Origin of the sequence: Kutzneria sp. CA-103260 (assembly GCF_018263855.1) — a bacterium.
GTDB lineage: Bacteria > Actinomycetota > Actinomycetes > Mycobacteriales > Pseudonocardiaceae > Kutzneria.
The window spans coordinates 4407683-4432797 of the sequence record NZ_CP073318.1 but is presented as its reverse complement, the minus strand read 5'-3'; the positions used below and the strand labels follow the sequence as shown (position 1 = coordinate 4432797).

Genomic DNA, 25115 nt, shown 5'->3' with positions numbered 1-25115 from the left:
GTTCTGTATCGCCATTGCGGCCATGTCAACGACGAAAAGTTGCGGAGTGCCTGTTGTTTTTCTGATCGACTGGCGTATCCTTGATGTATGGAGCAGCTGCGGAAAGCGTTTGGCGAAAAGTTCCTCTGTTATGTTCTTGCGTGCGATCCGCCTGCTCTCGCGCTCGATAGTTGGAGCGAGGCGCAGCGTACTGTCGTTGAATCTCTAACATCAATGCTGGACTTTGCCTCGCGTAAGAATTCAGCCGAACAGCACTTCTGGCTTGTTAGGCTCGTTTTGGCTTGGGAGCCGAACGGGGGAATGTCGTTGGCGAACGCTTGGCGATCTATGTGTGGTGGCGACTCGGCAGTATCTTCGGCCGAGGGTGACGAGTGCCTGAATGCACTTTCGAGGATGGCAAGAGATGTATATCCAGGCTTTCTGATTCCGCATCAAGATCAGGTTTATGGCATGTCTACTCCGGCGGTCACCAGTGTGTTGCTTAATCATCGTGATTGCGGGAAGTTTAATAGTCTCGCTCTGACCGATAAGCGCCTCAAGAAGCTATTTCCTGGCGTCGAAGGCAGATCCGATTCCGGCGATAACAAAGACAATTTGCGTGAAGTGCAGTCGGTTATTCAGTATTCGCTAGGTAAGGTTGGGGGGTTGCAGCTCGCCTTGCTTGCCAATTTTGTACTCAGATCCGCATTTGATCGCACGATATTCTTTGACATCTTTGGCTTGCAATGCTACTTGCGAACTGTTGTAGACGTGCTGGAAGATGTCCGTAAGCTTGCTGATGGCAAAGAAGTGAAAGTGCCGGCGTTGCTCGGGTTAACCAATATTCAGCTGAGCGTAGATGGCGTTTTAAACCTGCCTTGGGGTAAGCTGTGTAGACCTAGTCAAGTTGATGCCAGGTTCTTGTCAACTGACGAAGATCAGCCCACTGTAGTGCTGGTAACCAAGGTGCCGATGAAGATTGTCGGCGTGCGGAAATGGAAGCCTGGTGGCGAAGAGGGAATAGTCGAGGAATTGGAACAAAGTCGCCCCCATTTCAATCTGTGGAACAGGGAAGTTCAGCGCACTATTGACCTAACTCGCTATGCGCTTCTACTTGCCTCTCATGATGGAAGCTATGCCGCCGCGTCTCACTTTTCAACTTGCGTACTCGACCCGCTGAGCGCTGGTCTTCAAAAGACTTGGGGTTTCAAGGCTTTCAATTTGCTTTCAGAGATAACGCTTAGTGTTGCTATGGAGTCTCGTGTCGTTGAATGGGCAGAAAAGATAAGTCACCAGCCGCATGCGCTCGATGTTGCCATGCGTAGAACCCTGTCGGCGATGACGGAGCGGCCAGACCCGCTCGACGGATTCATTGACGCGGTACTGGCGTGGGAAAACATGTTCAGCGGAAGCCCTGAAACTACTTTGCGTGTGTGTGGCTCGATCGCTGCCTTGCTGGAGCCGGGCAATCCTGAACGGCGCGATTCTCTGTTTAGGGAATTGAAGAAGCTCTACACTCTTCGTAGTGGAATTGTTCACGGATCGCGGGAGGAGCCGCCCGTTGAGGAATCTGAGAAATTTCGCAGTCGTGCGGCATTGATAGCTGTTGAGGCGATGCGTCGAATGTACGAATTTCCGACACTTCTTGAAAAGACTTCAAGTGACCGTAGTGTTGACATTCTGTTGGGTACGCTTCCTTTGCGGTCGGAATAATAGAAGTAAGTTGATAGAGTTGGTGGTCGGCGTATTACGCCGACCACCCCTGCGTATGCTGCGGTTATTTATTGGGTAGCTCCAGCCCGTACAGCGCGGCGACAGACCGCGCCCACGCCCGGGACCGTGGGGGAGCGTGGGTCAACTGCTGTTGTGCCCATTGCTCCGGAGTCGGCATCGGCCCGCTCAGATCGCCTATGCCGGGCGTGGCCTCTCTGGTGGCACGGTCACCCGCCCTGCGGCGTGCTGTCGTCCGTGCGCGCGACTGAGAGCGTCGCCCGGAGGTGCCCGGTTGAGGCTTGGACACCCGGTTGTCGTCGGTGGGGTCTGCCGTGTCGGTGGTGTCGTCGGTGTCTGTCGGTGTAGCTGGGGCATGGTCGGCGCTCCCGTGCGTGTCGGTGCTGGTCGGTTGTGACGGCGTGCTGGCGTGTGTCACAAGTGGCCCTGTTGCCCCTGGTTTGGGGACGGGTGGACGGGTTCGCGGTCTACCCGTCCACCCGTCCCGAACCGCGTCCGCGCAGCTCAGAGGCTGTGACAACCCGTCCGGGCCGGTTGGGACAGGTGGACGGGTTGCGAGCCCGTTCGGGACGGGTTGCGCGCGGCCCTGGGACGGGTTGCGGTGGCTAGGGGCCATCGTCGTCACCGGCCCCGTCACCGGCGGCACGGGCATGCGCTTCCGCGACCGCCGCCCGGATGGCGACGGTGTGGTAACCGCGCACTCGCCGTTCGGTCCCGTCGTCTTGGGGCGCGTAGTCGCGTGCTGGCTGGCAGCCCAGTTCCCGCATCTGCCGGCCGAACAAGGTCGGCTCCGCGTTCAGCGCGTCGACCAGTTCGGCTGTGGGGACGAACTCCCGTTCGTCGATCTCCTCTCCGAGATAGTCCACAACGGACGCCAACGGCTCCGGCAACACCACCCGACCCTCAGGGGAGGGGGCCGCCGACCGGCCAGCGCCCAGCGCCGTGACGACCGCCGCCGCGTCGATCGCCCGCCGCTCGTGGTCTCCGACCGCGTGACCGGCCAACGTGCCGGCCGCCGCACGCAACGCCCGGCCCCGCTCGCAGACCTCCCGCCATTCCGCGTTGGGCATGTAGTACGTGCGCACCGTCATCGCCACCACGTCGGCCCCGGCGTCGGTCTCGCCGTCCGGCCGCAGGATCCCCACCCCCTTGTGAGAAGGCAACAGCATGGACGCGTCATAGCCCCGGGTGTTCATCTGCTCGCCCAACACGATGTTGGAGTCCCGCCAGTCCATCACCCGCAACGCCAACCGCGACCCCAGCACCGCCCGCAACCGGGACGGAATCGTGGTCGAGTCCGGGCGCTGCGTCGCCAGGATGACCACGATCCCGGCCGCCGGCCCCTTGCGAGCCAGGTAGGTCAACAGGTCCGCGATGTACTCCCCGAGCGTCGTCTTCTTACCGCCGACCTGTTGCCGCACAACACTTTCCAGGTAAACCTGAACCTCGTCGATGATCACCGCGGTGACCGGCATCCCCAGGTCGACATCCCGCGAAATCGCAGGCGTGATATTCGACTCCGGACACAACTCGTCGTCCATTGTGGCCATTCGCGCGTACCGGGATTGCGTCTCCCCGACCAGTTCCACCAAGTAGTCCCGAACAGCCTCGGCGTGCGCCTGCTCATCACCGCACACGAACCGGTAGGCGACCTGCTCAGCCGCCGACCAGTCCTTGCCTCCCTTGCCGTCAAAGAAATACAGCCGTGTGTACGGGTCCAACACCAATCCCGCGGCCGCGAGCCTGGTAGCGAATGTCTTGCCCTGCCTAGGAATCGCGCCGACCAGAAGCGACGTCCACACCAGCGGAAGATCAACCTGGCGCCCACGGGCATCCCGGCCGAACGGCACCGGACGCCACGCATCCCACCACTGCACATCCAGCAACGGTGTGCGCAGCGGTGGACCGGCGTAGGGGTCGTCATCGGCCACCCACAAGGAAACCCGGCCCGCGTGCCCACCTTGACCGCGCACCCGTTCGGCGATCAGCTGCACCTCATCGACCGCCAGCGCTGAGGCCAACGCGTCGCGATGCTTGATCACGTCGGCCGCCTTGCGGGTCGCGGGCAGGTCAACCGTGATGGCCCACCCGTCCCCGATCCGCCGGGCGCGCTCCACCAACCGCAGCGACTCCTCTTTGCCGATCAACTTGGCGTCGCGGAACGCGTCCACCAACACTTGCGGGTCCATCGTCCACGCCAGCGAGCGCGGCCCGGACAACACCGGCTTGCGCCCGGGAGCACCGTCCTTGCGCCGTCCCGCGACCGCCAGCGCCACAGCGGCGACACCGCCGCCGATCCACAGTGCGTGGTCACCGAACACGAGATCGGCGACCAACAGCGCGACCGCCCCGGCCACGACCACGACGCCGGTGACCTTCCACCGGAACAGCGTGAGCGCGCGGATCTCCACGAACTTGTCCGCCAACTTCTCCGACTGCTCAGCCGCTTCCCGGTAGTCGAGCACCCGCACCCAGCGACGCCACCCGCGCACGGCGACCACCAGACCCCGCGCCACCGCGCCGACGAACCGCCACGGCGACCGCAGCAGCCACACGACGACGTCCTTGCCGGCATCCCGCGTTGCCTGCCGAGTCTTCAGCCAGGCGGGCACGTGCGGTGAACGCTGCCACCAGTTCATGAACCGACGGCCGACCGCAGGGCGCGGCGGGGCTGGGTCTTCCTCCACCAACTCGCCGTCATAGACGGGCCCGAACCGCTCCAGGTCCCGGGTCCGTGCGGCGACCGGAAGCGCGTTGCTCGCGGCGGGCTCTGTCCTGTCCTCCGGAGTGGTCACTGGCCCGCCTCCGTCCCGTTCACGACGGCATCGGCGCGGAGCGCGGCGGCCAACCGCGACGACAGACCTCGGGAACAGCCGGTGACCTCCCGCACCCACGCGGGTGTCACCCCCGTCCCTGGTGTCCGCGCGGCACGCGCCGTGGCGAGGTAATCGGCGAACGACGTGCGCCGTGTCGGCGCAGCAGGTTCAGGCTCGGCCGGCACCGGCGTCGACACGTCGGCGGCGGCCAGCACCTGCGGCACGGTCGGAGCGTTCATGAACGCCGCTGTGACCGCTTGCCCCAACTTGTCCCGTAGATCGGTGACCGCCTCGGCCGCGACGAACACCACCAGCGGCGGCACCGAGTGCAGCACCACCAACGCAGGCGAACCGGCCGTGAACGCCTGCCAGGTGTTCATGACGTAGGTGGCCGCGAGCGTGAACCACTTCGCCGCCCGCACCCACCCACCGGTCCGCACCCTGTAGCGGGCGGTGATCTGCTCGGCCCGCAGGATCGCCAGCAACACCAGCGACACCATGGGGTCCAGCAGCCATGCCGACCACCACGGCAGTGACCACGCCACGGCACCGTTCGCGGCGAACTGCTGAACGTTGGTCATCGTGAACGCCAGCCCCAGCAGGATCCCCGTCCAGCACAGCCGATCCACCTCGACCGCGACGTGTTCGACCGGCTCAGCGCCGACTGGGCGCAGTTGCTCCTGTGTGTCGTGTCCGGTCATAGTCGACCACCGCCCCGGCGGCGTGGCATGTCGTGCGTGGTGATGGTCAACGCTCGTGTCAGCGCGTAGGAGGCGAACAGCGCCGGCAGGCCGAGCACGACCAGCGTTAGCCACAGTTCCGGGCCATGGGTGAGGACCACCCATTGCACGCCGGCGAGTAGACCGGCGGTGAACGACACCCGCCCGGCCAGCGACACCAACCGCGCCCCGGACCGCGCTGCCTCGGCCGCCGCCTTCGCCCGCCGGGCACCGGCCCGCCACACCCACAGCAGCACCAGCAGCACCCCGACACCGGCCAGGATCTCCACCGGGCTCAAGCTGATGGTCGCCATCACCGACCACCCGCCCCGCCGTTGTCCCGCCGGTCTCGCCAGTGCAGATAGACCGCACGGCGATCAGCCGCACTCAGCGGCCCCCACACGCTCCCGATCGCATAACCGTGGGTCCGAAACTCCCACTCCAGACACTCCCGCTGGACAGGGCACCCGGCGCAGATCGGGGCCGCAAGCTCCCGATCGGTGTCGTCGTCCCCGGTCCACTCTGGAGTCCCGCCGCTGGCGTCCACCCAGCCGCACGAACCTTGGTAGCGCACAGCATGTGCCAGCGCGTAGTCCGATATGGATGCATAGTCGTCCAATTCGGCGGCTACCTGCTCGAAGTGTTGATCGTTCACAGGGACGCACCCCCAACGGGGTGGTCCGCTAGATGCGCCAGAACGCAGGCAGGAACCAGAACCCGACCACGCCGCCGCACCACCGGCAACACGCCGGTCCGAATAGCGCGGCATACGCTGGCCTCACTGCGGCCAGTCAGCCATGCCACGTGGCTAATTGGAATCAGACTAGAACGAGAAAACTTCATGATGGTTGTCCCTTGCTTGATTGTTCGGCCCGCTGGTTTGTGGGCCGTTGCAATCAAGTAAGCCGCCGGGCGGGGGCAACCACTATGTCGGCAAGTGAATATGCCTATGTCTGGCTGAGAATACCTCAGGTCGAAGGCATGTTTGAGGGCGGCGATATTCCGAGAAAGAATATCGCCGCCCCTGCATTCTGGGTGAGAATGTTGATCTTTGCTGTCCGGCCGACGCTAGCTAGCCGTGCAGCTCGGGAGCGTTTTCGATCTAGCGTCGGGCAATGGTCTCGCGTAGCAGGGCGCGGAACTCCGCCCCAGCGCCCGGGCCGTAGGTCTCCAACTCATGTGCCAGTTCGTTGCCAACCATGAGCAGGGAGGGCAGGCTCTGCCGCCCACTCTGCAACGCCTCGATGCCTAGCGCGTTCGCAGCTTCGATATCCCCCTTGCGCGCGGCAATGACGGCAAGAGTTAGTTGTGCTTCCTGGCTTCTCATCGGCGAGATAACAAACCCCTCGGGCGTGACGCTGCGCCGGATAACTTCTTCGGCGTTGCGCTTTGCTAGCTGGTCTTCGCCAACGATGCGGTAGGTGTCCATCGCGTAGAAGTCCCACTTATCCGGATCGACCACGAAATGGTTCTCGGGCCTCTCGGGATAGGGGAGCTTATCCAGTAGCGCGCGACCATTCTCTAGTGCCTTGTGCACCTCTTCTGGCCTTCCCATGCGCGCATACGCCTTCGCTTGTTGCCCGTAGAGCTGAACGGCAACGGATTGCGACGGTGCAAGGATGGCACCGGTCTCGGCTGCCGAAATGGCCGCGCGGTAGTTTCCTGCGGTAAGGTGGAACCAGGCAAGCATCTCGTAGCCCCACCCCACAATTCCAGGCTCGCCTGATTCCTTGCCTAGCGTAAGGGCCATGCGCCGAGTTGCTTCGGCTGACTGCGCGTCCCCGACGTCGTATTCAAGGCAACCCACCAGGAGCGCCAACATCCCAGCGTTATTAAGTACTTCGCGATGCTGTGCGAGAGTGAGGCGATTGTCAAGCAAGTCGGTCATCTTGCTCAGCCAATCCCGACCGGCGGCCATCAGTTCGTGAGCGTCCTTGTGGGCATAATCGCAGCACAATTGTTCCACGGTAATGTTCAGCGCGTCGAGTGTTGCAGGATTGAGTGATGACGACCGTAGGCGCTGAATTAGTTCGAGGGTGTCCATGCCGGTGTTTGCGACAAGTATTTCATCCCGGCTTTGTGCAACAATCAGGCCACTGTCGGTTGCTGGCGAGGATTGCCGTCCAGGGGCTTCCAGTCTGCTCTGCCCGGGAAGATCGAACCAGAGCATTTTTTGTGGCAGATGTAGGGATAGCGCGTAGTTGCGAAGAAGGTCTAGATTTTGCTCGGGGTGCTTAGCGTTCTCCATCTTGCTTATCTGTGCCTGTGTCAAACCAAGCCAGCGGCCGAGAACGTCTTGGTTCATGGCTTTGCCGAACAACTGTAGGTAACGAGGATGATTTCGGTATGCCCGAAAGACCTTGCCGATGTGCTGGCTTTCAAAGGCCGCCCGAAATTCGTCAGTCTCGAAAAACTCGGCCCTGAGCACGGCGGGTGGGGTTCGGAGCTCGTCGCGCAGCTCCCGGTGGCACCGGCCGCACAGGCGTGCGTTGTTGTCCGCCGCGAGCTGTGCCCCGCAGCCCTGACAGCGGCGTCCGCCTGATGCTGCGGACTCGTGTCCCCCCTGGTGGCCAAGTGCACTCATGTGATCTCCGAGCCTTCGCCGACATCCCCACTGATCAGCGTACATAGCGCCACGGGTACCCACCAGTGGGGTGAAGCTCGGGCGCCAGGCCGGCGTCTGGACCTGGCCTTATTCCGGCGGCGACATAGCGCATGCGCAGATCGGTATAGACCCGGCACAAGCCTATCGCCACCATCAAAGTCACTAATTAACTTGACATTGGTTGGTATTGACCTTCGAGGTGCGAAGAGAAGAGTTTGGAAATGCTCCCAGTAAATTTCGACCTAGCCGTCAATCTGTGTACATGATTGTTACGGCATTGCTTACCACTGGGGTGGCAAGAGTGTCCCGCGGCTTGACTGAATCTCATGCCCTCATAGAGGAGATTCTGTGTCTAGATCACGCCGATTGGGAGTCCACGATGGCTGTCGGTGATGTCGAGTTCCATACTAGCAAGGAGGGCCCATTTCCGAATAGTCAGATGCGTGTCAGCGTTTCTCCGTCGGCGGGATATGCGGCATTGAACTACATGGATCATGATGACCCGGATCATCCGGTGGTCAACTCGTTTAACCCGATAAGGCCGCTTCCGGAAGTTTTTCTAATATTCAACGGATCTACGGGCGCGATATTTCCACGCACGGCCGCTATACCGATTTCGGATGCACGGAACGCTTTGATTGAGTGGCTAGACACAAGGAGTCGGCCGACTTGCATACAGTGGCGACCTTACGACCGCTATTAAATCTTTTTCGCTACCACGTGCGAGTCAGTAATCGGAGGTGAGATGAGAGTGGCTGGGGCTGAAATCAGGACTTACCGGTGGTTGCCTGCCGACGGTAGGCGGCACGCCGTGCCCGCTGGCCCCGTCGGCCCCGGGAACGAGATCACGACTCTGATCGGTGAGCGCGTGACGGTGCCGACGCAGCGTCTCGGATCAACCGAGTGGACGTGGCCGACATGTGAAGGCTGCTGGGACGAAGCGAAGAAGTGCACTCACGTTGCGCTTGCGGGGCTTGTGGTTCGCCCAGCCGCCCCCGCGCAAGTGTCAATGCCCGCAACACATCAGCGCAAGCGGCAGTCTTCGTGACCGCCTCATGACACACGTAACAGTTGGACCGGCAGCACAAGGAGATCGGCATGACCACGGACGATGGCCACAAACCACCCATGTGGGCGCGTAATTCGACATGGGAACCGTCCGGTGTGGACATCGAGCGTGCCAGCGCCGCCCGCATGTACGACTACTACCTTGGCGGTTCGCACAACTTCGAGGTCGACCGGGTCAAGGCTGCGGAAGTCTTGGCGGTGCTGCCCGAGGCGCGCAAGTTCGCCCGCGACAACCGTAGTTTCCTGCGGCGAGCGGTTGAGTATGGCCTCACCCGTGGGATCCGTCAGTTCCTCGACCTGGGTTCTGGTCTACCCACCGCCGGCAATGTGCACGAGATCGCTCAACAGGCCGTGTCGGACGCTCGCGTGGTCTATGTCGACTGCGAACCCGTGGCGGTCGCCCACGGCATGGACCTGTTGCGCGACAAACCGAACGCCACCTACGTCCATGAAGACATCACCCGGCCCAACAGCGTTCTGCACCATCCGGACACCAAGCGTCTGATCGACTTCTCACAGCCGCTGATGGTGCTGATGTGCGCGGTCCTGCACTTCGTGCCCGACGAACACCGCCCTGACGAGATCGTGCGCGGCTACTCCGACGCCATGGCCTCGGGTAGCTATCTCGCGCTCTCGCACGCCACCGCCTCGGACTACCCTGACCGGCTTGCGGACGTGGTCGAGATATACCGGCACACGCAGAACACGGCGCACCTGCGGTCACGGTCGGAGATCACCGGGATGTTGGCCCCGTTCGATCACCTGGTGTTCCCGGGCGTCGTCTACACGCCGCAGTGGCGGCCGGAGCACTGGGCCGACATCGGCGACCCGGCCCAGTCGCTGGCCTTCGCCGCCGTCGCTCACATGACCTGATTCGGGGTGACGGCGCGTGAAGATTATTGGCACCGTGTTGGATTCCGAGACGGGACAGTTGGTCATCGGACGCGAGTGGCCCAGTGTGTTCGACATGACCCATAACGACATCAATCAACTTCGTTCGGTCCTGGACGCATTGCAGGCCGCAATGCGGGAAGCGGAGCCGGGCGGGCGGCGCAGCACGTAAAGAGATCCCCGCCAGCGGCGTCCGCCGCCACGTCCCCCGCCTCAGGCTGCTTGGAGCATACTTTTTCATGGCTGGACAGAACCCCTCGCTTGTCTTGCAACTTCGCGAACTGCGCCGGTCCTACACAGGCGAAACCGATAGCAGCCTGTTGCCTGCTGTCGCTGCTGGCCTTCGCACTCTCCCGGTCGGGAGCCGAGAAAAGACCAGTAAGATCATGAACTCTGGTTTTGAGGCCCGACTACTCGGTGAAAACTGTGATCCACCGGTGACCGGTCGGATCCGCCGCGCGGTGCTGGCCGATGCCGCCGATTCCGGCCAGCAACAGCTTGAAGCCGGGATCCTGTACGCGCTGGGAGGCATCGCGCCCTACCAGTGGCCGGAAACCAAGGTGGTTGCGCCGATGCCGGTGTGCGTGGCGGTCCGCCCGGCCGTCGAAGGCGGAAGCATCACGATGCACATGCGCGCGTCGGCTGCTACGCCGATGATTACGACGCTGCTTCCCCGTGTTGTCGATGGCACCGTGCGGGGACTCGCTGGCTTGCGTGTGCGGATACACCGCCGACATGTCGAATTGTATCTGGCTGACGCCACCGGATCGGGATCCGTCCACCTGGCGAACATGAGCGTTCGTCAGTGGGCCGGCATGCTTGGGTACGCGCGCATGCTGACCGGTTATCGATGGCCTACATACTTCGACGAACCGCTGACCGATCCGGAGCGGGCGGCGATCACGCGTGGTCGTGTCCCCGGCCCGGGGCGGCTGGCTAGCGCGCTACTGCGTCGCCTTCGGATTTTTGGCGATACCGTATGGTTTACCGCCCAACCTAGCGGCCTCACGGATATCCATCTGACTTGGGCCGGGGGGCATACGGCACCCCACGTTGCCGTCGCCCTTGTTCATCCGGTGGCCGGCCTGCCGGGTGATCGGTTCATCGTCACGCCCGCAGCGGACGGGACCATCACGATCACGTCTGTTGAGCCAAGCGGCGCTAGTGCGGCACGAATCGTTCTCTGTCAGTCACCACTGACCGCGCAACCGTCGTTCGCGCCGATTGACACACGGGCGGCATGGGCAGAATTCGACCGTGTCATGAAGCTGCCCGCCCAGGAACTCTCCAAGGTTGTGAACGGAATCGGACATGACTAGCTTCGTCCGAATCGATGACCTGACCACCGCCGGAGACCCGCTCGGCAACGATCAGTACTGGCGGGCGGCATGCGCTGCTCTGCCGCCCCTCTCGGACCGGGCTGTCAACTCCATAGCGGGCGCACTGGACCGAATCGAGACGCGCACCGTACGACGGTCCACCGCCTGACACGCGCCGCACAGAGGCCCGTGACCCTCGGCAATCCGCTGTCGAGGGTCACGGGCCTACTCCTTGGAGCACTCTTCATCGTCAGCAGGCCGCCTCGGGCGTCGGCGGACACCTGTACCGACTGGAATGGCCGACAAGGTGATCATCTGGAGGACCTTGCGAGCCGCCTGCCGACGTGATTGGTTCCTGGACCACACAGCTGGCCACACGACGCTGCCCATGAATAGCACTATGACAATCAGAGTAGAGAGCAGCAACAGTCGGCCATCAGCAGCGGCTACCGCAGTAGCCAGCCCCCACAGGGTGACCTTGTGTGAGAGGGCAGGCATGACGTTGTTCTCCTGTCGGTAACGCCGGAAGGTCCGGCTGCACGGTCAGCAACTGACCTTTATGAGACGTCGTCCGTCCGCCCGTCTGCGACTCCCTCGCATGACCCCGGCTGTGTCCGGCGTTCTCCGTCCAGGTGTCCGGGTACGATCAACCCTGGCCGGACGAACCCGGACGAACCCGGACGCGATCAAGGGGCGAGGGATATCCTTGGAGAAGCAGCCAGTTTCCGAAGCGTCGCTGGTTACTCAGCGCCTTCGCGACTTGCGTGTTCGTGCCGGCCATCCATCGTTGGACGATTTGCGCCGGCTGACCGGCGAGGTCGGACCGCGCGCGGTCGCCAGATCCACGATCCAGGACAAGCTCAGCGGCAATAGTCAACCCAGCCTGGATCAGTTGATCATACTAGTCCGGGCGTGCTGCTTGTATGCCCAACGCCACGATGTGCCGTTGTCAGCCGATCTAGCGGATCTCGATCAATGGCGCGAACTGTGGTACCAGGCCAAGGGAGAGTCGGCCGATAGGTCACGGCGCGCTCAAGACGACGAAGCACCACCCTTGCGGACTGCAACAGCCGATGTTTCGGCCAAGGAGAGCCACGCAGAAAGTCGACAACTCGATGTAGACGCTCCAAGTACCGAAGACATGCCGACTGGCGATGTCGGCAAAGGTCAGTCCACGCCATTGAGCACGCTGGAAGTGGCATACAGGGCGCGCTTAGCCGCGACCAGGCAGAGAGATGCCGAACTCTTTCGCTCTGTCGGTGTCGCCCCAACCTATAACGGCGTTCGTGATGCAATTGACCGAGCGTATGAGCTCGGTATGATACCGTCGTCCGGTTGTCGAGTTGCTCTGCCTCGCACAATTCTAAATGTCCGCTTTCTTCCTGGCGCTAACGGATATGAGGAGTTCCCTCTTGTTCGGCTGGAAGATAGCGGTCCGGAAATGATCTCGCTTGTCGATTGGGCAGAGGGAGAAGAATCGGTCGATTTTTTGATGGCCTTGAACACTGCCGTCCAAGCGATCGGACGTCATCCTGGTGACGACGTGTTCGATCCGACGCGAATCTTTGTCGACCTGCAATCGCTTCTTGAAATCGCTTACGCCCTATCGATCGGGTCTGAGTGGCAGGTCTGGAATCGAGTTACACGGATCGTCGAATTCCACCCACCTCAATGGGTGGTCACTGAAGATTTTATTGTTTCGGTCGACCCTTCAAATCCGCACGCTTTGCATCGAAGTGATTTTCAGAACGACGAGAAGATCCGTCAAATGCTTGATTTGGAATGGGTTGATCGGCAGTCATTCGCTCGGGCGCACGACAGTGCTAAAGGGCTTGTGGGTCTTCCTCCTTTCTAGGGGAGAAGGATCGCACCGCCGAGCAAGATCAAAACTGCTCAGTGAACTGCTCAGTGTCCGTCGGCGGGGTGCTGCCAGCATGGCCCGCTCCCGTCCCGACGCACGGCAGGATGAGACGGGTGGCGGGACAGTCCTCTCTGAGTGATCGTTTCGCAGATGTCGGCTGGCCACGACGGGTCCAGGAGGGGCTGTGACGGATTACACCAGGCCAACGCTCGATCTGGAGCGCATTAGAAAATTCGTGGTTGTCGCCGACGAGCTGCACTTCGGGCGGGCGGCCGAGCGGCTGCTGATCGCCGGGCCGTCGCTGTCCCAGCAGATCAAGGCGCTGGAGCGGGACCTCGGGGTGGCGCTGTTCGAACGCAACCGCCGCGGCGTGGCGCTGACCTCCGCTGGCGCGGAACTGCTGCCGCACACCAAGGCCCTGCTGGAGCAGGCCGACGACCTCAAGCGCCGGGCCGGCCGGCTGGCCGGCACCGAGCAGGTGCGGCTCGGCTACGTGAACTGGCGGCCGGCCGACCTGCGGTCGCGGGCCGCGGCGGTGGCCGAGCTGATCGTCGACACCTGGGTGGTGCCCTCGCACGCGCAGGCCGCCCGGGTCGCCGAAGGCAGCCTCGACCTGGCGATCTGCTGGGTTCTGGACGCCGACCTCGCCCGGCTGGGACTCAATGCGCGGCTGCTGGGCGTGGACCGCCTGCACGCAATCAGCGTCGGTGACGACGAAACACCCGTGCGGGCGGCCGACGTGGTCGTGCCGGTCGACGACGACGAGAACTCCTGGTCCTCGTGGAACGTCTACGCCGAGGCCTTCGCCCGCGACACCGGGGCGAAGATCGTGCGGATCTCCGACGGCGGCATCACCGGCGAGGCCTTCGTCGACCACGTCCGGCGGATCCGGCGGCCGCTGCTGAACTCACCCAAGGGCCAGGAGGTCCTGTTGCCGCCGGACCTGGTGCGGCGGCCGATCGTCGACCCGGCGCCGATGTGGACGTGGTCGCTGGTGTGGCGCCGGGACGAGGTGCGGCGGGCCGTGCTGGAGACGGTGGAGGCCGTGGTGCGGGACGTGGAGTGCGAGGTCGGCGGCTGGCTGCCGGAGGGCGACCCGCACCTCAGCTGAGCGCCTTGAGGATCGTGTTGGTCAACTGGTCGAAGTAGGCGTCGTCGGTGCTGCTGCGGATGACCACCGTGTGCCAGTAGACCGGCCCGGTCATCAGCTCCAGCGCCACGTCCAGGCCGGTGTCGGCCGGGATGTCGCCGCGCTCGACCGCCCGGTGCAGGATCTGCTCGGCCTTGTCGCGCCGGGGCATGGCGAACGCCCCGACGAAGGCGTCGCCCAGCGCCGGGTTGCGGCCGGCCTCGGCCATCAGGTCGGGCAGCATGTTCCGGGTCAGCGGGTCTTCCAGCGTGGCGCACGCGTTGACCAGGAACTGCCGCACGTCGCCGCGCAGCGTGCCGGTGTCCGGAACCTGGAGCACCTCGGCGGCGAAGTCCTTGAGCAGGGCCACCGTCATCGCGTCCTTGCCGCCGGGCCAGCGGCGGTAGATCGCCGCCTTGCCGGCGTTGGCCCGCTTGGCCACCGCGTCCAGGGACAGCCGGCCGTAGCCGACCTCGGCCATCTCCTCGAAGAACGCGACCCGGATCGCCTCGGTCACGTCGTCCCGCAGCACCGGACCGCCGGAGGTGCGCCTGGCCTGCGGTTCGGTGGTCACGTGGCTCAGCTTACGACACGAGACGGTTGCGTGCCGTTTGGACCTGCATTAGCGTGCTAGTCGAGACGGAATCGTCTCGTCTCGACTAGGAGGATCTGATGACTGGACACGCGGTTGTCGTCGGCGGCACCGGCGTCACCGGGGGAGCGATCGTCGACCGCTTGGCCGGCGCGGGCTGGGACGTGGTGTCCCTGTCCCGCCGGCCCCGGCCGGAGCGGCCGGGTCGCGCCGTCGCCGTCGACCTGCTCGACCGCGACGGGGCTCGGGAGGCGCTGGCCGGCCTCCACGAGACCACGCACGTCTTCTACGCCGCCTACCTGATGAAGCCGACCTTCGCCGAGGAGGTCGAGCCGAACGTGGCCCTGCTGGCCAACGCCGTCGACGCCATCGCCGCCGTCGCGCCGAACCTGCGGCACGTCAACCTGATCGAGGGCGGCAAGTGGTACGGGTTCCAACTCGGACCGACCAGGACCCCGGTGCGCGAGGACGCGCCCCGGCACCTGCCGCCGAACTTCTACTACGACCAGCAGGACTGGCTGGAGGCCGCCGCGGGCCGGCACGGCTTCGGCTGGTCGGCGCTGCGGCCGGAGGCGGTGATCGGGTACGCGCTGGGCAACCCGATGAACCTCGGCATGGCGATCACCGTCTACGCCGAGATCTGCGCGGAGCTCGGCGTGCCGTTCGCGTTCCCGGGCAGCCTCGCCACCTGGGACTCGGTGTACGAGCTGACCGACGCCCGGCTGCTGGCCCGGGCGGCCGAGTGGGCCGCGACCACGCCGGCCGCCGCCGGGGAGGCGTTCAACATCACCAACGGGGACGTCTTCCGGTGGTCGACGCTGTGGCCGCGGCTGGCCGAGACCTACCGCCTGCCCCACGCCGAGCCGCGGCCGATGCGGCTGGCTGAGGTGATGGCCGACAAGGCGCCGGTGTGGGACCGGATCGTCGCCCGGCACGGCCTGGTGGCGACCAAGTTCGAGGAGACCGCCAGCTGGCCGTTCGCCGACGCGATCCTGAACATGGGCAGCGACATCTTCCGGTCCACGATGAAGGCGCGCCGGCACGGCTTCGACGGCTTCGTCGAGAGCGAGCGGTCCTTCGCCGAGTTCGTGGACGGGCTGCGCCGCGACAAGATCATCCCCGGGCGGCGCTGATGCGCGCCACCGTCCACATCGGAGGGATCGAGGCCTGGGTCCATCCGGCGAGCGCCGCCGGCCGCAAGCCGGCCGTGGTCATGGGGCACGGCCTGGGCGCGGTGAAAGCCGGTGGGCTGCAACCATTTGCCGAACGTTTCCAGGCCGAGGGGGTCACCGCGATCACCTTCGACTACCGGCAGTGGGGCTCGTCGGCCGGCTGGCCGCGTGATGAGCTGAGCGTTCCCCGGCAACTCGACGACTACCGGGCCGTGATCGCGTGGGCACGGGCGCAGCCGGACCTCGACCCGGACCGGATCGTCGTCTGGGGCACGTCGTTCGCCGGCATGCACGTGGTCGAGCTGGCGGCGACCGATCCGGCGTTGGCGGGCGCGATCGCCCAGGCGCCGCTCGTGGACGGCGCGGCCGGCACGCGGAACGTTCCGCTGCCGCGGCTGGTGCGGCTGGTTTCCTTGGGGTTGCTGGACAAACTGGGATCGATGCTCGGCCGGCGGCCGATCTACCTGCCCGTCAACGGCGACGCGGGGGAGCTGGCCATGGTCGCGACGGACGACGCGATGACCGGCGCGAGGCTGATCGACCCCGGCGACGCGCGGCTGTGGCGCAACCGGGTGACCGCCCGGTCGGTGCTGGCCATCGGCGCGCACCGGCCGGTGCGGAAAGCGGCGGAGATCCGGATCCCGATCCTGATGGTCGTGGCCGAGACCGACGCGATGGCCCCGGTCGGGCCCGCCCTTCGGGTGGCCGAACTGGCGGCGCGCGGAGAGCTGGTTCGGTATTCCGGCGCGCATTACGACGTGTACCGGGGCGGCGCGGCCTTCGATGAGGTGGTCGAGGCTGAGGTCGAGTTCCTGCGCCGGATCGTTCAGTGACGCGCGAGATGTGCCAACAGCGCGCGGCGGGCGGAGTGCACGTGCTCCTCGGCCGTGCGAGCCAGAGCTTTGGCGTCGTGGCCGCGGATCAGTTCGGCCAGCTCGCGATGCTCGGCGACGACGTGGGCGAGGTAGTCGTGCGGGCTGACCGTGATCCGGCGCAGTTGGAACAGGTACACCTGAGACCGGACCGCCTGCCAGGACTGGATGAGGCGGCTGTTGCCGGCGGCCGCGTACACCGCGTCGTGGAAGGCGATGTCGAGGGCCAGTAGCCGTGGGCCACCGCGATCGAGATCGGACGACATGGTCTCGACGATCTGGTCCAGGGCGGCGAGGTCGTCGGGGCTGGCGGCGGTGCGGGCGGTGATGGCGGCCAGGCGGTCGAGTGCGGCCCGGACGGTGTACACCTCCTCGACGTCGCGCGGGGTCACCTCGATGACGGTGGTGCCGCGATGCCATTCGCTGCGCACCAAACCCTCACGTTCCAACAGTGCCAGGCCTTCACGCACCGACCCCCGGCTCACGTCGAGGCTGGCGGCCAGTTCCACTTCCCGCAGCGGCGCGCCGGGCGGGAAGTGGCCGGCGAAGATCGCGTCCCGGATCCGGTCGGCCGACTCCTCGGCCAGGCCGCGGCGGGCCGCCCTGGGCAGGTTCATGTCCTAATGTTGACATTCGAACATCGGCGCTTCAAGGTGGGAGCCATGACCACGCGCCCTGCCTTCCACCTGGCCATCCCCGTCGACGACCTGGCCCGCGCCCGCGCCTTCTACGGCGGCGTGCTCGGCCTGGCCGAGGGCCGGTCGGCCGAGCACTGGGTGGACTGGGACTTCCACGGCCACCAGGTCGTCACCCACGTCGTCGCCGGCGCCCGCAACGAGGCCGGCCGCAACCCCGTGGACGGGCACGACGTGCCGGTGCCGCACTTCGGCCTGGTGCTCACCGTCGAGGACTTCCACGTGCTGGCCGGCAAACTCCGCGCCGCCGACACGCGGTTCGTGATCGAGCCCTACCAGCGCTTCGCCGGCGAGCCGGGGGAGCAGTGGACCATGTTCCTGCACGACCCCGCGGGAAACGCCCTGGAGTTCAAGGCGTTCCGCGACGAGGCCCAGCTGTTCGCCAAGTGAAGCCGAGCATGATGTTCCGCTCGGCGTCGGACAGCACCCGCCGGTAGACCTGTGCCGGCCCGAAAGGCGGGGCAGTTCGGTGAGCCGCCTCGGTCAGCTTCCCCGTTCGCTCAGCGGCCCGGGCCGGCGCGCCGGATCATGTCGGCGATCAGCTCGCTGGCGGTGTTCTTCGGCCGCATCTCGGCCACCGACAGCGAGGTGTTGGTGCGCTGGATGCCGGCGATCTGCCAGACCCGGTTGATCAGCAGCTCGCGCAGGTGGGTGTGGTCACGCACGCGGACCCGCACCAGCATGTCGACCCCGCCGGTGACGATCACGACCTCCTCCACCTCCGGCAGTCCGGCCAGCTCGGTCATGATCGAGCCCTGCTCGACGCCCTCGGCCGCGGTGACGGTCAGGTAGGCGATCGTGGGATAGCCCATGGCGCTCCAGTTGAGCCGCACCCCGTAGCCCTCGATCACGCCCTGCCGGTGCAGCCGGGCGATCCGGTCGGCCACTGCGGGCGCGGACATGCCCAGCTCACGGGCCAGGCTGCGCTGGGAGATCCGGGCGTCCTGGCTCAGCAGCAGCAACAGCTGGAGGTCGACGGCGTCCAGCTGGGCCGGCTCCACGGGCGGGGCCGCGTGCGCGGCGATGCCGCCGAGCGGCTTCACCCATTCCATCGTCACTCTCCGTCACTTGAATGGTGTCTGGACGCCTCGACCATGCGTATGTAAGGTCAGTGACGAAACTCTCCTGGCAAACGCAAGTACCTGTCAAGGCGGGGGTGGCATGTGATCGACTGGAGCGAGCGGCTGGCCCGACGCGCCCGCACCGCGCCCGACCTCATCGGCGGCATCCTGGCCCTGGCCGGGGCGCGGGATCTGATCAACTTCACCGGGGGCTTCCCCGATCCCTCCCTGTTCGCCACGGACGTCGTCGGCGACATCGCCCACAAGCTGATCGAGACCGACGCCGCGGTGGCGTTGCAGTACTCGCCGAGCGAGGGCATCGCCAGCACCCGCGAGGCACTGGCCGATCGGCTGGCCGCCACCGACGGCCGGCGGCCCGGCGACGGCGAGCTGATGGTGACCAGCGGCGGCATCGACGCGATCACCCTGATCGCCAGGACCATGCTCGATGCCGGCGACGTGGTGGTCGTGGAGGAACCCAGCTATCTCGGCGCGGTCTCCGGCTTCATGGCCTTCGATCCCGTGCTTCGCGGCGTGCCCCTGGACGAGGACGGCCTCGACGTCGACGCGCTGGACGCGTTGCTGACCACGCTCCCGGCGCCGCCGAAGCTCGTCTACACCATTCCCGACTTCCAGAACCCCAGTGGCCACACCATGTCCGTGCCGCGGCGGGCCGCGCTGGTGGAGCTGTGCCGGCGGCACGGCATCCTGATCATCGAGGACGTGGCGTACAGCCAGCTCGGCTTCGACGACGGGCCGCGGCCCAGCCTGTGGTCGCTCGGGCCGGACGTGGTCGTGCAGATCGGCACCTTCTCCAAGGTGTTCTTCCCCGGCGTGCGGCTGGGCTGGGCCGTCGGTCCGGCCGAGGTCGTCACGCGACTGTGCGTGGCCAAGCAAAACTCCGACCAGTGCGCCGGCGCGCTCGGGCAGCGGATGATGGAGGAGTACCTGCGCGCTGGGCACCTCGACGAGCATCTGCCGCTCGCTCGCGCCCTGTACCGGGGTCGGGCCACCGCGCTGGTCGGTGCGCTGGAACGGCACTTCGAGGGGCTGGGCACGTGGACCGTGCCGCGTGGCGGTTTCTTCAGCTGGCTGCGGGTTCCCGGCGTGGACACCGTGGCGCTGGCCGACGTCGCCCGGGAGAGCAAGGTCGCCTTCGTGCCCGGCGCCGGGTTCTTCGCCGAGGCTAGCGACAACGAGCACCTTCGGTTGTCCTACAGCAGAGTCAGCGAGTCCGACATCGACGAGGGCGTCGCGCGGTTGGCCGCCGCCGTCCGGTCCCTGCGGGAGAGGCGGGCGTCTTGACCACCAGCTCGGAGCACTTCAGCACCGAGGGCGGCGGCACGCCGACCGCCCCCGGCCGGTTCGTCGACGTCGACGCCATCCAGGCGATGACTCTGGTGCCGGGCCTGGACTTCCGGCCCGTGCTCGGTCAGAGCATGCTGCTGAACTTCGCCTCGTACGAGCCGCACACCGAGGCGCCGACGCACAGCCACGCCGAGGAGCAGATCGTCATCGTCACCGAGGGCGAGTTCGAGTTCACCATCGACGGCGTCACCCGGACCATGCGGGCCGGCGACGTCGCTGTCGTGCCGCCATGGGTGCCGCACGGCGCGCGGACGCTCGACACCACCTGCAAGGAGATCGACGTGTTCACGCCGCCGCGGTCGACCCTGGTCGACTACGCCGCCACGCAGGTCTCGCCGTCGACCGTCGAGGACTGACATGGATCTCGGACTGGCCGGCCGCCGGGCGCTCGTCACCGGCGGCTCCAAGGGAATCGGCCTGGCCGTCGCCGCCGAGCTGCTCGCCGAGGGCGCCCGGGTCGCCATCTGCTCCCGCAACGCCGCCGAGCTCTCGGCCGCCGCCCAGTCCCTCGACGGCGAGGTGTTCCACCAGGTCGCCGACGTCACCGACGCCGCCTCCGTCCAGTCCTTTGTGGACTCAGCCGCCGCTGCGCTCGGCGGTGTGGACATTCTCGTGAACAACGCCGGTCGGGCCCATCCCGGCGACTTCGAGACCCTCTCCGACGAGGACTGGCGGGCCGACCTCGACGTCAAGCTGTTCTCCCAGATCCGCTGCTTCCGGGCCGCCCTGCCGCACCTGCGGGCCAGCGACTCGCCCCGCGTGGTCAACGTCAACGCCGTCTACGCCCGCCAGCCCGACCCAGCCTTCTTCGCCACCACCGTGGTCCGGGCCGCCTGCCTCAACCTGAACAAGGCCCTCGCCCAGGAGTTCGGCGCCGACGGCATCCTCGTCAACAGCGTGAACATCGGCTTCGTCGACACCCCGCAGTGGGCCAACATCCACGCCCGCCGCGCCCCCGACACCGACCGCGGCGAGTTCCTCGACTCCCTCGCCGCCGCCGAGGTCCCCCTCGGCCGCTTCGGCCATGTCGACGAGGTCTCCGGCCTCGTCGCCTTCCTCGCCGGCGCCCGCGCCAGCTACATCACCGGCGCGGTCATCGACGTCGCCGGCGGCATGGGCAAATATGTGTGAGTGCACCGCCCGCTGATCTTCCTGGACGTCGACGGAACGCTGATCCCCTTCGGCGGCGGCCCCTATCCGAGCCACCACACCGATTCGGTCAATCCGCTGCTCGAACGCCTGGATCCGGCGCATGGCGCCCGGTTGTCCGCACTCCCGGGCGATCTTGTCTGGGCCACCACATGGCTGTCCGAAGCCAATGAGCTGATCACGCCCGTGCTCGGCCTGCGACCGCTGCCGATCGTCGCCTGGCCCGACTCCGACGACGAGGAAACCCCTGGCCTGCATTGGAAGACGCGGCATCTGGTGGCGTACGCGGCCGGTCGGCCGTTTGCCTGGGTGGATGACGAGATCGGGGCGGTCGACCGAGCCTGGGTGGTGGCGCACCACGGCGGGGATGCCCTGCTGCACAAGGTCAATCCGCGGGTGGGGTTGGTCGCGGCGGACTACGCGGCGCTGGCCGAGTGGGGTCGGCGGACCCGGATGGCGGATTGACGAGGGTCGGGGGTGGGCCGGTGGCGGGAGGAATGGCGAAATGCCGGCGGGGCTGCCTCTTCGGGCGCTACCGTTGACGGTGGCCATCCGAGGGAGCGGACGTCGGCCAAACTTCTCACTGCCACTGCAATTGAAGGGGGCTGCCGTGGACATGTGTGACGGTGACACGTGATCAGAGGACTGGACTATTCCGCGGGACGGCCGCGCGGCTCGGCCATCAGGGCCGCCGGCTACGACTTCGTGCTGCGGTATCTGGACAACGGGTTGGGCGAGCACGTGTTCCTCAGTGCCGCTGAGGTGGCGGACCTGCGGGCCGCCGGCGTCGCGATCGGGCTGGTGTTCGAGAAGAAGCTGCGTCCCCCGGCGCCGGATCGCTCCACGCTGGGGCGGTCCGCCGGAATCGCCGACGCGCAGGCGGCGATCGCGCAGGTCAACGCGTGTGGACTGGCGGGCTGGCCGATCTACATGTGCATCGACTTCGACATCCCGGACTACGCGCCGAATTCCTCGGATCCGATGGCGAAACTGGGGCCGTGCGGGCAGTACCTGGCCGGCGCGGCCAGCGTGCTGGGCCATGCCCGAATGGGCGTGTACGGCGGTTTCTACGCGGTGTCGCGGGCGTTGGACGCCGGCCTGGCGACCTACGGGTGGCAGTCGATCGCGTGGTCGGGCGGCCAGGTCGACCCGAGGATCAATGTGCTGCAACGCAACGACCTCGTCGTCACGATCGACGGCACGGAGTGCGACGTCGACGAGGCACACCAGAGCGATTTCGGCCAACAGGACCGGCCGGTAGCGGTGGGAGGAAACGACATGGCTGTGTTCCTGAAGAACCTGGACGACCCGACCCAGTACGCCACCCAGGACGGTCCGCTGGTCAGCGGGGTCCGCGAGGCGGTCGGGCAGGCGACGCTGAAGGCGTGGCCGGGCGCGAGCTGCGAGATCGGCCTGAGCAACCAGGAGTTCACCGACCGGGTGAACAAGAGCAAGTCCATCGAGGGCCTGGCCGCGGCGATCGCGCAGCTGCCGGCGTTGTTGGCCAAGGCGATGCCGGTGAGCACCGGGTCGCTCAGCGCCGACCAGTTGACGGCGGCGGTGGCCGCGGGCGTGCGGCAGGCGCTGGACGGCATGAGCCAGACGACGGTGCTGCACGACAAGGCCGCCAGCAGCTGAGCGTGTTCACCGGGGCGTGCCTGGCCGGGCGCGCCCCGGTGAACCACAATGGCGGCCATGCCCGAGCACGATGATCAGGAATCGGTGGACGTCAGCCGTCCCAATCCGGCCCGCATGTACGACTACTACCTCGGCGGCGCGCACAACTTCGCGGTGGACCGGGAGGCGGCCGACCGGGTGCTGGCGATCCTGCCGGAGACCCGCGAGTTCGCCATGCGCAACCGCGAGTTCCTGCAGCGGGTCGTGCGTTTCCTGGCCGAGGACGCCGGCATCACCCAGTTCCTCGACCTGGGCTCCGGCATTCCTACGGTCGGTAACGTGCACGAGATCGCCCAAGCGGTGCGGCCGGGCAACCGCGTCGTCTACGTGGACCACGAGCCGGTGGCGGTCGCCCAGTCGCAGCGGCTGCTGGCCGACAACCCGTACGCGACGGTGGTGCACGCCGACGTCCGTGCGCACGAGACAGTGCTCAACCACCCGGAAACCCAGCGGCTGCTGGACTTCTCCCAGCCGCTGGCCGTGTTGATGCTGCAGGTGCTGCCGTTCATCCCGGACGCCGACGACCCGGCCCGGACGATCGCGGCCTACCGGGACGCGTGCGTGTCCGGCAGTTATCTGGCCGTGGCGCACAGCCTGTCGTTCGACTACTGGCCGGGCGCGGTGGCCGAGGCCGTCGACATGTACACGAAGAGCACGCACCCGCTGAACCTGCGCACCCCCGACCAGGTCGCCGCGTTTTTCGACGGCTACGACCTGGTCGAGCCGGGCGTGGTGTTCACGGCGGTGTGGCGGCCGGAGAAGCCGGTGACCGACGAGGAGGCGATCGGCAGCCGGGCGGTGGCGGGGCTGGGGCGGTTGGCCTAGCTCGTGGCTCGTCGACCTCGGTCGGGTCGTGGGTTGCGGGCCTGCGTGGACGGTTGGCCAGTTCGCGTGGGTTGGGTGGGCGGTGAGGTTGGGTGGGCGGTGAGGTTGGGTGGGCGGTGAGGTTGGGTGGGTTGCCGGCGGTTGGGTGTGGGGTTGCTTCTAGGGATGGCTGTGGACGTGGGTGGGGTGGGGCTCGGGTGGTTGTGTTGCCGTGGGGTGGGTTGCCTGGTGTGGGGTGTGGGTCGGGTGTCCGCACCGCGTAGTTGCCGTATGCCGGCATGTCATTGCCGGCCGCCGGCTGGTGGTTTCCCGCCGGCCATCGCCCGTGCCTCGTATCGCCCCACCCCGCCGCGTCAGAGGAAAGCGCTTGCCTGAATGTGTCACCCACACAGGTAATCCCTGCCCCACAACAGGAATCGATCACTGTGGGGCGGTAGAATCGGGGGTATGGAAGCGACCCTGACCGCCGACGCCCAGTGGTGGCGCATGGACGAGGGATCGCTGTGGGCCGCCGGCCAGCAGAGCCAGGACCGGCAGCGCGCGGAGTACGTGCGGCAGGTCGAGCTGGTCGCCGAGCTGTGGGACCGCACGGCGCGAGGCACAGATGACCAGCGGGCGCTGGTGGCGGATCTGGCGGCCCGGTGGAAGATCACCCGGGCGGAGGCGCGGGATCTGCTGCGGCACGCGTTGCTGTTCCGCCGCGAGGCTGTTCGCGAGGCGGCGCGGGCGGGGAGGCTCAGCAAGCAGCACCTGACCGTGCTGGACAAGACCCTGGCCGAAGCACCCGAGCCGGACCGGGACAAGGTCGAGACCGAACTGCTGGACAAAGCCCGCACGTTCGACGGGGCGGCGCTTCGAATGCTCGGACAGCGCATCCTGCAACTACTCGACCAGGACGGCAAAGAGCCTGACGACCCGGACCTGGCCGAACCCGCCCGCGAGTTCCACTACACCAACCGGCGCGACGGCTCCATGGTGTTTCGGGGCAAGTTCGACCCGGAGAGCGGGGCGACGTTGGAGGCGATGCTCAGCCCGCTGGCGAAGCCGGCCTCCGCTAGCGACACGCGCACCACTGCGCAGCGTCAGGGCGATGCGCTCGCCGAGATCATCGACCTCGCGGCCGGCAGCGACAGCCTTCCCGATGAGGGCGGCGAGAAGCCGCACTTGGCGCTGACCATGCCGCTGGCGGACTTCCTCGCTCAGCGGGGTACGGCCGAGATGGACGGGTCGGGGCCGCTCAACGCCGCTTCCGCGCGCCGGATCGCCTGCGACAGCACCGTTCTGCGCGTGGTCCTGGGTGCCCAGTCCCAGCCCCTAGACATCGGGCGCGCCACCCGAACGATCCCGACGCAGATCCGCCGGGCGTTGATCATCCGAGACCGGGGATGCGCCTTTCCGGGATGCCATCGAAGACCACGGCAATGTCATGCCCACCACGTGATCCACTGGGCAGACGGCGGACCCACCAGCACCGACAACCTCGTGCTGCTGTGCGGGCAGCATCATCGACTGATCCACCACAGCCACTGGTCAGTCAAGATCAACGACGGGGCACCGGAGTTCGGGTGGGCGGCAGCCAGCTAGGA

General features: G+C 66.2%; 26 protein-coding genes. 18 read left to right on the top strand and 8 right to left on the bottom strand.

Translation table 11 applies throughout. From position 1 onward, the window contains the following. The first annotated feature begins 87 nt into the window (after positions 1-87). Positions 88-1692 carry a HEPN domain-containing protein gene (locus JJ691_RS19010; RefSeq protein WP_211770087.1) on the top strand — a complete coding sequence of 535 codons (1605 nt, stop codon included), beginning with the start codon at positions 88-90 and terminating at the stop codon, positions 1690-1692. A 623-nt stretch (positions 1693-2315) separates the two neighbouring features. On the opposite strand, the gene JJ691_RS19005 is transcribed toward JJ691_RS19010, so the two are convergent. The 5 genes from JJ691_RS19005 to JJ691_RS18985 all read right to left on the bottom strand — a co-directional run bounded on the left by JJ691_RS19005 (position 2316) and on the right by JJ691_RS18985 (position 7673). Further along, positions 2316-4433 (bottom strand): cell division protein FtsK, encoded by a 2118-nt coding sequence (locus JJ691_RS19005; RefSeq protein ID WP_211771569.1) that lies wholly within the window; start codon positions 4431-4433, stop codon positions 2316-2318. Between the two features lie 68 nt (positions 4434-4501). Next, on the bottom strand, positions 4502-5227 hold the full coding sequence (locus tag JJ691_RS19000; RefSeq protein WP_249228027.1) for a hypothetical protein: 726 nt from the start codon (positions 5225-5227) through the stop codon (positions 4502-4504). Further along, entirely contained in the window at positions 5224-5559 is a 336-nt protein-coding gene (locus JJ691_RS18995) for a hypothetical protein (protein ID WP_211770086.1), read from the bottom strand. The genes JJ691_RS19000 and JJ691_RS18995 overlap by 4 nt, the downstream gene beginning before the upstream one ends. Next, positions 5559-6014 carry a WhiB family transcriptional regulator gene (locus tag JJ691_RS53400; protein WP_442912735.1) on the bottom strand — a complete coding sequence of 152 codons (456 nt, stop codon included), beginning with the start codon at positions 6012-6014 and terminating at the stop codon, positions 5559-5561. The genes JJ691_RS18995 and JJ691_RS53400 overlap by 1 nt, the downstream gene beginning before the upstream one ends. A 333-nt stretch (positions 6015-6347) precedes the next feature. Next, on the bottom strand, positions 6348-7673 hold the full coding sequence (locus JJ691_RS18985; protein ID WP_211770084.1) for an XRE family transcriptional regulator: 1326 nt from the start codon (positions 7671-7673) through the stop codon (positions 6348-6350). Between the two features lie 439 nt (positions 7674-8112). Between JJ691_RS18985 and JJ691_RS53395 the strand changes: the two genes are divergently transcribed. The 7 genes from JJ691_RS53395 to JJ691_RS18950 all read left to right on the top strand — a co-directional run bounded on the left by JJ691_RS53395 (position 8113) and on the right by JJ691_RS18950 (position 14100). Then, the gene (locus tag JJ691_RS53395) at positions 8113-8553 is read left to right on the top strand and encodes an Imm1 family immunity protein (protein WP_442912734.1); all 441 of its coding nucleotides are present in this window, start codon (positions 8113-8115) and stop codon (positions 8551-8553) included. A 42-nt stretch (positions 8554-8595) separates the two neighbouring features. Next, a complete protein-coding gene (locus JJ691_RS53390; protein ID WP_442912733.1) occupies positions 8596-8898 on the top strand; it encodes a zinc finger protein in 303 nt (100 codons plus the stop codon). Positions 8899-8948: 50 nt separating this feature from the next. After that, entirely contained in the window at positions 8949-9791 is an 843-nt protein-coding gene (locus JJ691_RS18970) for an SAM-dependent methyltransferase (RefSeq protein WP_249228026.1), read from the top strand. A 16-nt stretch (positions 9792-9807) separates the two neighbouring features. Next, positions 9808-9981 carry a hypothetical protein gene (locus JJ691_RS18965; protein ID WP_211770081.1) on the top strand — a complete coding sequence of 58 codons (174 nt, stop codon included), beginning with the start codon at positions 9808-9810 and terminating at the stop codon, positions 9979-9981. Between the two features lie 67 nt (positions 9982-10048). Further along, complete coding sequence (locus tag JJ691_RS18960; protein WP_211770080.1) at positions 10049-11128, top strand: hypothetical protein; 1080 nt, start codon at positions 10049-10051, stop codon at positions 11126-11128. A 706-nt stretch (positions 11129-11834) separates the two neighbouring features. Beyond that, on the top strand, positions 11835-12983 hold the full coding sequence (locus JJ691_RS18955; RefSeq protein WP_211770079.1) for a hypothetical protein: 1149 nt from the start codon (positions 11835-11837) through the stop codon (positions 12981-12983). A 190-nt stretch (positions 12984-13173) separates the two neighbouring features. Beyond that, a complete protein-coding gene (locus JJ691_RS18950) occupies positions 13174-14100 on the top strand; it encodes a LysR family transcriptional regulator (protein ID WP_211770078.1) in 927 nt (308 codons plus the stop codon). On the opposite strand, the gene JJ691_RS18945 is transcribed toward JJ691_RS18950, so the two are convergent. Continuing rightward, positions 14093-14692, bottom strand: a complete 600-nt coding sequence (locus tag JJ691_RS18945; protein ID WP_211770077.1) for a TetR/AcrR family transcriptional regulator — start codon at positions 14690-14692, stop codon at positions 14093-14095. The two genes, JJ691_RS18950 and JJ691_RS18945, sit on opposite strands and share 8 nt — an antisense overlap. A 98-nt stretch (positions 14693-14790) precedes the next feature. On the opposite strand from JJ691_RS18945, the gene JJ691_RS18940 reads away from it, so the two are divergent. Both JJ691_RS18940 and JJ691_RS18935 read left to right on the top strand, forming a co-directional pair. Continuing rightward, on the top strand, positions 14791-15843 hold the full coding sequence (locus JJ691_RS18940; RefSeq protein WP_211770076.1) for an SDR family oxidoreductase: 1053 nt from the start codon (positions 14791-14793) through the stop codon (positions 15841-15843). After that, positions 15843-16715: an alpha/beta hydrolase gene (locus tag JJ691_RS18935; RefSeq protein ID WP_211770075.1), complete on the top strand. Its 873-nt coding sequence runs from the start codon at positions 15843-15845 to the stop codon at positions 16713-16715. The genes JJ691_RS18940 and JJ691_RS18935 overlap by 1 nt, the downstream gene beginning before the upstream one ends. Here JJ691_RS18935 and JJ691_RS18930 read toward each other — a convergent pair. Then, entirely contained in the window at positions 16709-17371 is a 663-nt protein-coding gene (locus tag JJ691_RS18930) for a GntR family transcriptional regulator (protein WP_211770074.1), read from the bottom strand. The genes JJ691_RS18935 and JJ691_RS18930 overlap by 7 nt on opposite strands. Positions 17372-17416: 45 nt before the next feature. Between JJ691_RS18930 and JJ691_RS18925 the strand changes: the two genes are divergently transcribed. After that, the gene (locus JJ691_RS18925; protein WP_211770073.1) at positions 17417-17839 is read left to right on the top strand and encodes a VOC family protein; all 423 of its coding nucleotides are present in this window, start codon (positions 17417-17419) and stop codon (positions 17837-17839) included. A 110-nt stretch (positions 17840-17949) separates the two neighbouring features. On the opposite strand, the gene JJ691_RS18920 is transcribed toward JJ691_RS18925, so the two are convergent. Then, on the bottom strand, positions 17950-18501 hold the full coding sequence (locus tag JJ691_RS18920) for an Lrp/AsnC family transcriptional regulator (protein WP_211770072.1): 552 nt from the start codon (positions 18499-18501) through the stop codon (positions 17950-17952). Positions 18502-18612: 111 nt separating this feature from the next. Between JJ691_RS18920 and JJ691_RS18915 the strand changes: the two genes are divergently transcribed. From JJ691_RS18915 to JJ691_RS18885, 7 genes are all read left to right on the top strand, one after another. Further along, positions 18613-19815, top strand: coding sequence for an aminotransferase-like domain-containing protein (locus JJ691_RS18915; RefSeq protein ID WP_211770071.1), 1203 nt, complete (start codon positions 18613-18615; stop codon positions 19813-19815). Continuing rightward, positions 19812-20234 carry a cupin domain-containing protein gene (locus tag JJ691_RS18910; RefSeq protein WP_211770070.1) on the top strand — a complete coding sequence of 141 codons (423 nt, stop codon included), beginning with the start codon at positions 19812-19814 and terminating at the stop codon, positions 20232-20234. Before JJ691_RS18915 ends, JJ691_RS18910 begins: the two co-directional genes overlap by 4 nt. 1 nt (position 20235) lies before the next feature. Next, the gene (locus tag JJ691_RS18905; protein WP_211770069.1) at positions 20236-21009 is read left to right on the top strand and encodes an SDR family oxidoreductase; all 774 of its coding nucleotides are present in this window, start codon (positions 20236-20238) and stop codon (positions 21007-21009) included. Next, on the top strand, positions 21010-21492 hold the full coding sequence (locus JJ691_RS18900; protein ID WP_211770068.1) for an HAD domain-containing protein: 483 nt from the start codon (positions 21010-21012) through the stop codon (positions 21490-21492). It abuts the gene before it with no gap. Between the two features lie 168 nt (positions 21493-21660). Further along, complete coding sequence (locus JJ691_RS18895; protein WP_211770067.1) at positions 21661-22665, top strand: glycoside hydrolase domain-containing protein; 1005 nt, start codon at positions 21661-21663, stop codon at positions 22663-22665. A gap of 57 nt (positions 22666-22722) precedes the next feature. Continuing rightward, the gene (locus JJ691_RS18890; RefSeq protein WP_211770066.1) at positions 22723-23529 is read left to right on the top strand and encodes an SAM-dependent methyltransferase; all 807 of its coding nucleotides are present in this window, start codon (positions 22723-22725) and stop codon (positions 23527-23529) included. A 447-nt stretch (positions 23530-23976) separates the two neighbouring features. Continuing rightward, positions 23977-25113, top strand: coding sequence for an HNH endonuclease signature motif containing protein (locus JJ691_RS18885; RefSeq protein ID WP_211770065.1), 1137 nt, complete (start codon positions 23977-23979; stop codon positions 25111-25113). Positions 25114-25115 lie beyond the last annotated feature (2 nt).